9 protein-coding genes are annotated in these 11147 nt (G+C 71.9%); 4 read left to right on the top strand and 5 right to left on the bottom strand.

Annotated features, from left to right (window positions below):
- The 5 genes from ABZV34_RS26665 to ABZV34_RS26645 all read right to left on the bottom strand — a co-directional run bounded on the left by ABZV34_RS26665 (nucleotide 1) and on the right by ABZV34_RS26645 (nucleotide 7992).
- Entirely contained in the window at nucleotides 1-660 is a 660-nt protein-coding gene (locus ABZV34_RS26665) for a hypothetical protein (RefSeq protein WP_356281552.1), read from the bottom strand.
- Nucleotides 657-1073, bottom strand: coding sequence for an SseB family protein (locus ABZV34_RS26660; protein WP_356281549.1), 417 nt, complete (start codon nucleotides 1071-1073; stop codon nucleotides 657-659). Before ABZV34_RS26660 ends, ABZV34_RS26665 begins: the two co-directional genes overlap by 4 nt.
- Before the next feature lie 135 nt (nucleotides 1074-1208).
- Nucleotides 1209-2909 carry a hypothetical protein gene (locus tag ABZV34_RS26655; protein ID WP_356281607.1) on the bottom strand — a complete coding sequence of 567 codons (1701 nt, stop codon included), beginning with the start codon at nucleotides 2907-2909 and terminating at the stop codon, nucleotides 1209-1211.
- A gap of 103 nt (nucleotides 2910-3012) precedes the next feature.
- On the bottom strand, nucleotides 3013-3432 hold the full coding sequence (locus ABZV34_RS26650; protein WP_356281547.1) for a TOBE domain-containing protein: 420 nt from the start codon (nucleotides 3430-3432) through the stop codon (nucleotides 3013-3015).
- A gap of 306 nt (nucleotides 3433-3738) precedes the next feature.
- Nucleotides 3739-7992: a bifunctional nitrate reductase/sulfite reductase flavoprotein subunit alpha gene (locus ABZV34_RS26645; protein ID WP_356281544.1), complete on the bottom strand. Its 4254-nt coding sequence runs from the start codon at nucleotides 7990-7992 to the stop codon at nucleotides 3739-3741.
- Nucleotides 7993-8274: 282 nt separating this feature from the next.
- Between ABZV34_RS26645 and ABZV34_RS26640 the strand changes: the two genes are divergently transcribed.
- The 4 genes from ABZV34_RS26640 (at nucleotide 8275) to ABZV34_RS26625 (ending at nucleotide 11127) form a co-directional block, all read left to right on the top strand.
- Complete coding sequence (locus ABZV34_RS26640; protein WP_356281541.1) at nucleotides 8275-8664, top strand: cell division protein SepF; 390 nt, start codon at nucleotides 8275-8277, stop codon at nucleotides 8662-8664.
- Between the two features lie 92 nt (nucleotides 8665-8756).
- Entirely contained in the window at nucleotides 8757-10001 is a 1245-nt protein-coding gene (locus ABZV34_RS26635) for an ATP-binding protein (protein WP_356281538.1), read from the top strand.
- Between the two features lie 89 nt (nucleotides 10002-10090).
- A complete protein-coding gene (locus ABZV34_RS26630) occupies nucleotides 10091-10414 on the top strand; it encodes a nucleotide pyrophosphohydrolase (protein ID WP_356281604.1) in 324 nt (107 codons plus the stop codon).
- Nucleotides 10415-10650: 236 nt separating this feature from the next.
- Nucleotides 10651-11127 (top strand): DUF6099 family protein, encoded by a 477-nt coding sequence (locus ABZV34_RS26625; RefSeq protein WP_356281535.1) that lies wholly within the window; start codon nucleotides 10651-10653, stop codon nucleotides 11125-11127.
- The last annotated feature ends 20 nt before the right edge of the window (nucleotides 11128-11147 follow it).

Genomic DNA, 11147 nt, shown 5'->3' with positions numbered 1-11147 from the left:
TCAGTTCCCCCCGGACTCACCCTGCGGCGGCTGTTCCTGCTGGGCGCGTTCGTCCGGCGAAGGGCCGAAGGTGTCGTCCAGCGCCTGGTTCCACTGGTCGTCGGAGACGCCCAACGCGTGGTTGAGAACCTCCGACTGCCGGCCGCCCTGGCCCTCGGTGAGCACGGTGCGGCCGGTGTCCTTCCAGGTCTGCGCCATGTCGTCACCGGCCTTGTCGAACGACTCGGCGCTCCAGTCCGGGTTCAGGTAGTCCGGGGTGAAGATGTCGCCCCAGTCCTGCTTGGCGATGTCCTCCTCGCTCGCGTGCGGGTTCCCGCCGAACAGGGAGTTGGCGCCCACCTTGAGGGAGTTCCCGACGTACTGGTCCTCCTCCCACACGGTGCCCGCCGCCAGGCCGAGACGGTTCGCGATCGCGCTCGCGTCCCGCACCAGGGCGCGCACACCCCATTCCCAGCGCTCGCAGAAGTCCTCGAAGTCGACCGAGAGCCCGTGGTGCCCCGCCTCCATCCCGGTCATCGCCAGCCCCGAGAAGCCCTTTCCCAGCACCGCGCCGGTGGGGCCGCCGAGTTCACCGAGCTGGTCGATCGTCGCCCCCATGCCCTGGGTGAACTTGGCGACCGACGTCTGGTCGAGATGCAGGTCCGCGTCGTCGCCGCTCATGCCTCTGCCCCCCTCGTGCCCGCACCCGCGTCGACGGCGGCCGCGTCCGCCACGATGCCGACGACCGGCGGGAAGAACATCGACCCGTCCTCGGTGGCGATGTCGACGGCGAGACCCGCGGGTTCGCCGAGCGTGGGCACGATCTCGTCGACGATGCGCGCGCCCAGCAACGCCGCGTAGTCCATGGGCTGGTCACCGGCCGCGTGGCGCAGCGCGAACCTGGCCAGCGCGATCTCGTCGGTGAACCCGCAGATCCACCGCACCCCGCCCGAACGCACCGACCAGAGGCCTCCGTCGGTCACCGGCACCAGGAGGACCGAGCGCCGCATCTCGCCGACCAGCGCACGGGGGTCTTCACCTCCCCTCCTCCGCTCGGCGATGCGCTCCGCCAGCGCCGTGTTGGGCTGCCGCACGGTTCCTCCCGGGTCCTGGGTGACTGATCGCAGGTCTTCGGTGACTGATCGCACCATAGGGCGGGACGCGTGGGAAGGAGGGGGCGGTTCTCGTTCTCCTGGGGGCTTGTGCGGTCGGACGGACCTGCCGAGGCACTAGCCGGTGGGCGTCAGCCGGATGTCCGTGCTGGACAGGGTCATGGGGGAGGCGGAGACCGCCCGCAGGCGGATACGTACTCCGGTGCCGGGGAGGGTGAACCTGCCGTCGGGCGGCAGGATCTCGTAGCGGGCCGACGCGTGCCGGCCGAGGGTGGCAGGGCCGGAGGCGATGGACCAGTAGCGGCCCATGCCCTGGCCGGTGGTGAGGGTGAAGTGCGGACTGAGGGCCGTGTCGCCGAGGTTGGTGACACGGACGGTGAGCGCCGTCACGGCCTTCGTGGCCCGGCGCGCGCCGACGAGCTCCATCCGCAGGGGCGGCGAGCCCGTCACGGCCAGAGCCGTCGCCACCAGGGCGGGGGCCAGCAGGAGCCCGGCCGCGGCGATGCGCGCCCCCTGCCGGCGAGGGCCGCGGAGCAGGGCCGGCCGGGGCTGCCAGGCGGCGGCGAAGGCCTGCGGGGGCGCGGTGACGGCGGCGGCCAGCCACAGCGGCGTCATCATCAGGTAGTAGCCGTCCTGGGAACGCGTCGCCACGTAGAACGCGCACCAGGGCAGCACCGTCGCCGCGGGCCCGAGCCGTCGTACGAAGAGCACGAAGAGCCCCAGCAGCCCCGCGGCCAGGAGCAGACTCGCGTGCGAGTACCAGGCCAGCCTGCCGCTTCCGTCGGTGAAGTAGAGCGAGACGCCGACCAGGCCCTGGCCGTGGATGTTCGCCTTCTGGGTGAGGGGCAGCACGATCCCGTCGAACCAGGTACGCGGCTCGCTCACGATGAAGTACGCGTTGATCAGCAGCCAGGTCGTGGCGGCCACGCCGACGATCCTGCCCACGGCCGTCAGAGCTCCCCGCGGGCCGAGATCGGCACGGCGCAGGGCGTAGACGCCGGCCAGCAGGAACGGCGTGAGGAACCACGGCAACTGCTGGGAGGCGCAGGCCGCGCCCAGACACGCCGCCCGCGCCCAGTCCGCCCGGCCGCCGTATCCCATGCGGGTCCAGCCCACCACCACCGGGACGAGGAAGGCGACGGCGACGATCGCCGGGTAGCCGAGCCGGGCGTACGCCGGCAGCAGACCGAGACCGAGACAGACCAGCGTGGCCGCGGACCGCCACTGCACGGGCAGCATCCGCCACATCACGACCGTGGCCACGATCAGGGCCACCGTACTGACCAGGACCGCCGGAGCCGCCCCGTGCCCGACCCACAGCAGGGGCGCGGTGAGCAGCAGGGGCAGCGGCGGATAGCCGTACGTGAAGTCGTAGCCGCCGGTCATCGTCGGGGTGAGGGCGACGCCGTGCTGGGAGAAGAGCCACGGCCACGGCTGCCCGTAGACATGATGACCGGCGACGAACTCGCGCGCGGCCTGCGTGGTGAGGAACGACTCGTCACCGCCCCCGTGGTACATGGCGTACCCGCACGCGGCGAGCGTCACCGCCGTCACCAGGACGACGAGGTCGAGGCGGGCCAGCGTACGGGAGCGGCGCGCGATCAGGGTCAGTACGCCGGTCACCAGGATCGAGGCGTAGCAGACCGAGATGACCGCGGCGACGAGGAGCCGATGGCTCGCCGCCGCCGTCCACATCGGGCGGGTGCCGATGAAGAGACCGATGTCGGCGAGCAGCGTCAGCACGCGGTGCCACTGCGCGGGCGCCTCTTCCGAAGGCGCCTCGGTACGGGCCCGTAGGCGGATGGTCGACGGCCTCATGTCTGCCAAGTACACAGGTTCGGACGGTAATTCCCGCAGTTGAGGGCCGTGTCGGCGGACGTGAAGAGTCCGGTGTGAGGGCGGTAAGAAGCGCATAGGCGGCTCATGCGTGGGAGAGGGAGACCTCGGTGGACTTGATGAGCGCCACGACCGAGGAGCCTGCTGCCAGGCCCAGTTCGGTGGCCGCGTCTGTGGTGATCGCGGAGGTCAGTTCGGCCCCCGCGACCGCGAGCCTGACGCGGGCCATCGCACCGCCGGTGGCGACGTCGGTGACCGTGCCGGGGAGCTGGTTGCGGATGCTCACCCCCTCGACCGGGCCCGTGGCCAGGGACACCTCCGTCGACTTGACCAGGGCGCGGACCACGGAGCCCTGGGTGAGGCCCAGCTCCTCCACGGCCTCCGCGGTGACGGCCGCGGTCATGTCCTGCCCGCCGTCGAGACGGAGCCTGACCGTCGCCATCACCTCGTCCGACGTGACGGAGGTGACGGTGCCGGGGAGCTGGTTACGGATGCTCAGGCTCATGGGTGCGCCTCGATTGCGGTCCGGATAGTCGGTTTTCGACAATTATGTGCGCCGCGCGCCGCGTGGAGTGGACGCCGCGGCCCGTGTCTCCCATGCGGTGTAGACGCATTTCCGGTGGTCGCTCTATTTGTCTTGTTTGCCTATCCGCTACATCCGCCGTAACCGTTCATATGAGTGTGTATTCGTCTGTATCGCGTGTACCCATGTGCGTCTGTGTATATTTGTGTGTATCCGCGTGTATCGGTATGTGTCCTTGTGTGATGATTGGTATCCCTCATACCCGCATGCCGGGAAGAGTCCGCCCCGTCAGTACACGTCCCGTACGTACCGCTTGTCCGCCGCGAGTTGTCTGACGTGGGCGGCGGCCTCCGCCTCGCCCAGGCCGCCGTGCGTGACGGCGATGTCCCGCAGCGCCCGGTCGACGTCCTTGGCCATCCGTGAGGCGTCCCCGCACACGTAGAAGCGGGCGCCGCCCTGGAGCCAGTGCCAGAGCTCGGGCCCGTGTTCGCGCATCCGGTCCTGCACATAGACCTTGGCGCGCTGGTCACGCGAGAACGCCGTGTCGAGGCGGCTGAGCGTGCCGTCGTCGAGCAGCGCCGTCAGTTCCCGCTCGTAGTAGAAGTCGGTGGCGCGGTGCTGCTCGCCGAAGAACAGCCAGTTCGGCGCACGGTGTCCGAGCGCTCGCCGCTCCTCGAGGAAGCCCACGAACGGCGCGACTCCGGTGCCGGGTCCCACCATCACCATCGGGGTCGTCGCGTCCGCCGGGGGTCTGAAGTGCGGCGACCGCTGGACGAAGACCGGCACGCGCGCATCCGGCCCGGCGTCGGCCAGGAAGGGTGAGCACACCCCGCCGCGCGGCCGGCCGCCCGGATTCTCGTAGCGCACGACGGAGACAGTCAGGGCGACCAGGTGCGGATCGACGAGCGGACTGGACGAGATCGAGTACAGCCGGGGCCGCAGCCGGCTGAACACCCCGGCCCACTCGCGTGCCGAGGCGCGCACCGGATGATCGGACACCACGTCCACGGACTGCCGTCCCCACGACCACCGGGCCAGCTCGCCGTTGTTGTCCGGACGTAGGAGTTTCCTCAACTCCCGGCCGTCCCCGGCTCGTTCGCCGACGAAGCGCAGCAGGTCCGAGGTGATCCGGGTGATGTCCAGATGCCGCAGGAGTGCTTCCTCGAAGGGCACCTCGCCGACGCCCGCGATCTCGACCGGAGTCGGCCCGTGCGCTCCGGTGACCTCCAGCCACTCGGCCACGAGGCGGGCGGAGTTGACGGGTCGTACGCCGAGCGCGTCCCCGGCCTCGTAGGTCAGCGGGCTCTCGCTCTCCCGGGTGTCGAAGGTGAACCGGCGGACTTCCTTTCCGGCGCCGGGCAGGCTGAGCAGCCGGTTGCCGGTGAGGAGGGCGGTGCCGGTGGCCAGCCCCGAGCGGGTCGTCCGGGTCGCCCGGGACGCCTTCGGTGACTCCGCGTCCTCGCCGGGCACGGGCACGGGCATGGGACCTGTGTCGAACGGAGGTACGGCTCCCGCGCCGGGGCCGGGTTCCGCCCTCGTGCCGAGCGCGGTGAGGATCCGCTCCAGCCAGCCGTCCGCGGACGGCGCGTACTCCGGTTCGCAGTCCGTGCGGGGAGTGAGCCGTACGGCGCCCAACTCGTCCAGCCGCGCGTCCAGTCGACGGCCGTGCCCGCAGAAGTCGCTGTACGAGGAGTCGCCGAGCGCCAGCACGGCGTAGCGCACCCCGTCCAGGCGCGGGGCATCCCGCCCGGACAGGGTGTCCCACAGGCCGGAACCGTTGTCCGGTGCGTCGCCGTCCCCGAACGTGCTGGTGACGAAGAGCAGATCGGCGCCGCGGGTGAGGGAACCGGCGTCCGCCTCGTCCATCCCGACCAGCCGTGCCCGGTGGCCCTCCGCGCCGAGCCGCTCGGCGGCGGACGCCGCGCACTCCTCCGCGTTCCCGGTCTGCGAGGCCCACAGCACCACGACTTCGCGGGCCGCCGAGGTCGATACCGATGTCGTAGCCGGTGGTGGAGCGGATGCCCATGCCGGTACTGGCGTGGATGTGGATGTGGGCGTGGGGACGGCCGTGGGTGCGGAGCGGGAGTACATCCCGGCGAGCGCGCCGTTGACCCAGAGCGCGTGGTCGGGGGCGAGGGGAGCGTCCGGCGGGAGGACGGGTACGCCGGGCAGGCCGGTGCCGAGCCCGGCCAGGAAGCCGGTGAGATATCGGCGTTCGGAGGAGGACAGGACGGGCGGCGGCGAAGGCTCCAGACCGAAGCCGCGCGGGGACACGTCCCGGGGAAGGACCCCTGGGGGAGCGACGGCGGGACTCGCGTGCGCGACAGCATCCCCGTCCGCGACGGAATCCGCGGGCTCCACGGCGAGATCCCCCCGCTCCACGGCGGCCGCGCCACGCGTCCGCGTCAGCGACACCGCGCACACCTTGAACTCCGGCTGGAACGACACCGGATCCACCGCGTCACCGGTCACCGCGTTGATGCTCAGGTACTCCCCGAACAGGTCGTTCCAGTGGAAGGGCGCGAACACGCACCCCGGCAGCACCCGGTCCGTCACCACCGCCGGGAGCACCGCCCGTCCTCGCCGGGAGGCGACCTCCACCGAGTCGCCCTCCCCGATCCCGAGTGACTCCGCGTCCCACGGGTGCAGTTCCACGAACGGGCCGGGATTCAGCCTGTTGAGCCTCGCCACCCTCCCGGTCTTGGTCAGCGTGTGCCACTGGTGCGGCAGCCGCCCGGTGTTGAGCACGAACGGAAAGTCGTCGTCCGGCATCTCGGCGGGCGGCAGATGCGGCCGTGCGTGGAACACCGCCCGACCGCTCGCGGTGGGGAACGACAGCTCCGCACCCTGCCGGTACCGGATCGGATTGCGCCGGGGCCCGTCCGCCTCGGCGACGGGCCACTGCACGGGGCCGCCCCGCAGCCGCTCGTACGACGCACCCCGCAGATCCCACCCGGTCCTCGGGTTCCAGGCCCGCTTGATCTCCTCGAAGACCTGCTCGGCGCTCTCGTACGAGAACCCCTCCTCGTAGCCCATCGCGCGGGCGACGGCCGCGATGACGCGCCAGTCCGCCATCGCCTCGCCGGGCGGGTCGACGGCCGGCCGGGCCAGGGTGAGCGTGCGCTCGCTGTTGACGAGGACGCCCTCCGTCTCCGTCCACAGCGCGCCGGGCAGGACGACATCGGCGTACGCGTTGGTCTCCGTCTCGGCGAACACGTCCTGGGTGACGACGAATTCGGCGGCTTCCAGCGCCTCGACGACCGTGCGGCGGTTGGCGACGGAGGCGACCGGGTTGGTGCAGATGATCCAGCACGCCCTGATGTCACCGTCGGCCATCCTCCGGAACATGTCGACGGTGCCGCGCCCCACGCCGTCCTTGCGGAGGGTGCCCTCCGGCAGCCCCCACAGCTTTTCGACGAAGGCCCGCTCGTCGTCCACCAGCACCGACCGCTGCCCGGGCAGCCCCGGTCCCATGTATCCCATCTCGCGGCCGCCCATGGCGTTGGGCTGCCCGGTGAGGGAGAACGGCCCGCTGCCCGGACGGCAGATGGCACCCGTCGCGAGGTGCAGGTTGACCAGGGCGTTGGTGTTCCAGGTGCCGTGCGTGGACTGGTTGAGCCCCATCGTCCAGCAGCTCGTCCACTCGCCGGCCTCGCCGATCAGCCGCGCCGCCGTCCGGATGTCCTCCTCGGGGATGCCGGTGATCCCGGCGACCACGGCGGGCGGGTAGGCGGCGAGGAACGCGGGCATCTCCTCCCAGCCCTCGGTGTGCCGGGCGATGAACGCGGCGTCCGTGTGCCCGCCCTCGTGCAGCAGGTACAGCAGACCGTTGAGCAGCGCGAGGTCGGTGCCCGGACGGATCGGCAGGAACAGATCGGCCTTCGCCGCGGTCGCGGTACGGCGCGGATCGACGACGATCAGCCGGGCGCCCGCCTTGACGCGCTCCATGAGCCGCAGGAAGAGGACGGGATGACAGTCGGCCATGTTCGAGCCGATGATCAGGAAGACGTCGGCGTGGTCGAGATCGTCGTACGAGCCCGGAGGTCCGTCGGCGCCGAGGGACAGTTTGTATCCGGCGCCCGCGCTCGCCATGCACAGCCGGGAGTTCGACTCGATCTGGTTCGTCCCTACGAAGCCCTTGGCCAGCTTGTTCGCCAGGTACTGCGCCTCCAGGCTCATCTGCCCGGAGACGTAGAACGCGACGGCGTCCGGGCCGTGCTCGTCGATGATCGCGCGCAGCCGCCCGGCCGTCTCGGCGAGCGCCGCGTCGACGGACACGGGCTTCGCCTCCTCGCCGCGTCCCGCCCGTCGCAGCGCCGTGGTCAGCCGGCCGGGTGCGGCGAGCATGTCGGCCGTCGTCGCGCCCTTGGTGCACAGCCGGCCCGAGTTCGCGGGGTGCGCCTTGTCGCCGGACGCCTTCAGGACCGTACGCCGTCCGTCGCGACCCGCGCCGATGTCGAGGACCAGACCACAGCCGACACCGCAGTACGAGCAGACGGTCCGCACCCGCGCGGTGTCGGTCTGCGGACCCTGTGCGGTCACGGACGGCCCCTCTCGTCTCTCACCGGACGCGATGTCACTCGTGACGCGTCTCGCGCCGGTACCCGATGCGGCCGAGCGTACGAATTGCCCGTTACGTCGATGTCACGGCCCTTGATCGCGAGGGGTTACGCGCGTTGCACAGCCGGACGAAGGGCCGTGTGAGGCCCCGGAAATGACGGGCCCGTGGAGTCGCCGACCGTGTCGCTGTTGGGCCGAACGGGTGACCATGCGTAAGAATTGCCCGGTGCAGACAATGAGTGCGAGCCAGGACGGGGTGGGCCAGTGAGAGGCCGCGACGTCACCGACGAGCAGTGGGAAGGGCTCGCCCAGGTCGTTCCGCTGCGGGGCCGGGACGCGTGGCCCTCGGCGGTGAGTCACCGGGCGATGCCCGAGGCCCCGACCGAGACGCGGCGCCGCTTCGTGGTCCTGCGGGTCAACGTGTTCGCGGACGCCCGCGACGTCGCGGAGACGCTGATGTCCGGCATCCCCGTCCTGCTGGACCTGACGGGCGCCGAGACCGAGGTCGCCAAGCGGGTGCTGGACTTCAGCACCGGAGTGGTCTTCGGGCTCGCGAGCGGAATGCACCGGGTCGACCGGAACGTGTTCCTGCTGACACCGCCCGGCACCGAGGTGCGGGGGCTGATGGAGGGCGCGGGCGTTCCCGGGGTCTGAGCGGGGCGATGCGGAGGGCGCGGTTCCCTCGATCGTAGGAAGGTCGTCGGGGTGTAACGGTTCCCCTGACGGCGGGGTCCTACCGTCCACATATGACCCTGTCATCTCTGGCGGCCGAGCCCCCCGCCCAGGCCGAGTCGCACCCCGCTCAGGCCGAGCCGCACCACGCCCAGGCCGAGTCGTACGGCGCCCCGGCCGCGCCGCCTCCCGACCGGCCCGGCGTCATCGAGCTGCGGCTCGCGGCCTTCGCGGCGCACCGGCGCGCCCGGTTCCCGCTCGGACCGTTCACCCTCTTCGCGGGGCCCAGCGGCAGCGGCAAGTCCGCTGTCCTGCGCGCGTACGAGGCACTGGCGCGGCTCGGCGGCGGCGCCGAACTGGGCGAGGTGTTCCCGGACCCGGTCGCCTGCGTGCCCGAGCGGGCCCGGCCCGACGCCCAGAAGCGCCGCGGCTTCCGTATCGGCTGCACGGTCGACGGCCCGCAAGGACCCGTACGGCTCGATGTCGCCGTACAGGCCGAGCCCGAACTGCGCGTCGTCGGCGAACGGCTCTCCGCGGGCGGGCTGACCCTGCTGGAGACGGCGCTGCGGGACCCGGGGCGCCCCGTGGTCCAGGCGGCCTGGCACACGGCGGGCTCGTCCGCCGTCACCCGGGGTCCGCTCCCCGACGACCGCCTCGGCACCGCCCTGCTGCCGCTGCGCCTCGCGGGCCGGACGGAGGGCGAGCGCCAAGTCCTCGCCGCCGCCGAGCAGATGGTCGTCGCCCTGCGCTCCGTGTACGCCTGCGACCCGAGCCCGGGGCGGATGCGGGCCGCCACCCCGCTCGGCGCGGGCCGGCTGCTCCGGGGCTGCGACAACCTCGCCGACGTCCTGTGGCGGACCCGCTCGGAGTGCGGCCACCGGTACGCGCACCTGGTCGCGGCGGTCCGCGCCGGATGTGCGGGCCCCGTCGCGGACGTCCTGGCCGAGCCCCTCGGCGACGGGACGGTCCGCGCGCTCCTCGACCGCGGCGACGGCGTCCGAACGCACCTCGGGCTGCTCGGGGACGGCGAGTTGAGGTATCTGGCACTGGCCCTGGTGCTGCTCACCGGCCCCGGGGTGCTGGAGGTCGACCTGGTGGGCGAGGTCCCGGCCGCGCTGCAGACGCTGACCGTGCTGGCCGACGGTCTCGACCGGGGGCTGGACGTCCGGCAGGCCGGTGAACTGGTCCGGCTGGCGGCGCGGATGTGCGAGCGGGGGCACATCCGGCTGGTGGGTGCGGTGAGCGATGCCGTCCGGGTGTGCGGGGACGACGGGCTGGACGGGGTGGAGGGCGTCACGGTGGTAGACCTGACGCCGTGAGCGAGAGCGAGAGCGGAAGCGAGAATCCGGGTGCGGGTGCGGGTGCGGGCGTCGGGGCGGGGGCCGGTACGGGTGCTGGTGCCGGTGGGCTGGACGTGCCGAAGCTGCAGCACCGGCTGGCCGCGTTCGCGGCCGCGCGGAACTGGCAGCCGTTCCACACCCCGAAGAACCTGGTCGCCGCGCTGAGCGTGGAGGCGTCCGAACTCGTCGAGATCTTCCAGTGGTTGACCCCCGAGGAGTCGGCGCGGGTCATGGACGAGGCGGACACCGCGCACCGCGTCACGGACGAGGTGGCGGACGTCCTGGCCTATCTCCTGCAACTGTGCGAGGTCCTCGGCATCGACGCGCTGGCGGCGCTCGACGCGAAGATCGACCGGAACGAGCGGAGGTTTCCGGCGCCCGGGGGACCGTAACGGAGTGCCCTGGCGGGGCCCGGTGCGGGTGTGACACCTCCAAGGGACGGCTCCTGGGGCAAGCGCCACATCTCTCTGTCACTCTCCGGAGTCGTTGAGTTGTCTACATTCGATTCTCTGTCCACAGATTTCGGGCTTCCTCTGGCTTTTCGTCGCGCTAGAACTCACTCTGGGTAGTGGACAACGGAGTTCGGGCGGACGTGCGACGAGCGCGTCGGGACAGACGGGGGCAGCGCATGGAAGCGGTGCGGCTCATCGTGGCGAGCAGACGTGCCCTGGCGGGGACCGGGGACACGGACGAGGTGGTGGCGGAGGCGTGGCAGGCCCACGCCCTCGCCCAGGCCATAGGCAGTCGCTTCGCCGTCTCGGGGCCACCCGAACTGCGGGGCGAGGCTCTCGGGCTGACCGAGCTGGCGGGGCGGGGGTGCGGTGTCCTCGACGCGGCACCGCGCGACCTAGCCGATCTACGCGCTGCCCGGCTCACCGAGGTGGGTGACGCCCGCGAGGCGCTGCTCTGTCTCGGGGGGCTTCTCGCCGAGGTGGGCATCGCCCTCGTCGGTGTGGCCTGCGCGGCGGACGAACAGGGGACGTACTGGCAGTGCATGGAGGCGATCGACGCGGCGGACGAGTCCCGGGACCGGGTCCTGGAGATGCTGAGACGGCTGGCCGACCGGGATCAGGGGGTGGTGGAACGGAAGTGGGCGGCGGGGTAGGTTTTCGCCCCGCCGCCCGG

The sequence above is a fragment of the Streptomyces sp. NPDC005195 genome, assembly GCF_040608315.1.
Taxonomy (GTDB): domain Bacteria; phylum Actinomycetota; class Actinomycetes; order Streptomycetales; family Streptomycetaceae; genus Streptomyces; species Streptomyces kaempferi.
Note: the sequence above shows the minus strand (reverse complement) of the source record. Positions and strands in the feature narration are given on the sequence as shown.

Bases quoted from the DNA above. Each gene is read 5' to 3' on its own strand.
- ABZV34_RS26665 (WP_356281552.1), bottom strand. From the start codon at position 660: ATGAGCGGCGACGACGCGGACCTGCATCTCGACCAGACGTCGGTCGCC.
- ABZV34_RS26655 (WP_356281607.1), bottom strand. From the start codon at position 2,909: ATGAGGCCGTCGACCATCCGCCTACGGGCCCGTACCGAGGCGCCTTCG.
- ABZV34_RS26650 (WP_356281547.1), bottom strand. From the start codon at position 3,432: ATGAGCCTGAGCATCCGTAACCAGCTCCCCGGCACCGTCACCTCCGTC.
- ABZV34_RS26635 (WP_356281538.1), top strand. From the start codon at position 8,757: ATGACCCTGTCATCTCTGGCGGCCGAGCCCCCCGCCCAGGCCGAGTCG.
- ABZV34_RS26625 (WP_356281535.1), top strand. From the start codon at position 10,651: ATGGAAGCGGTGCGGCTCATCGTGGCGAGCAGACGTGCCCTGGCGGGG.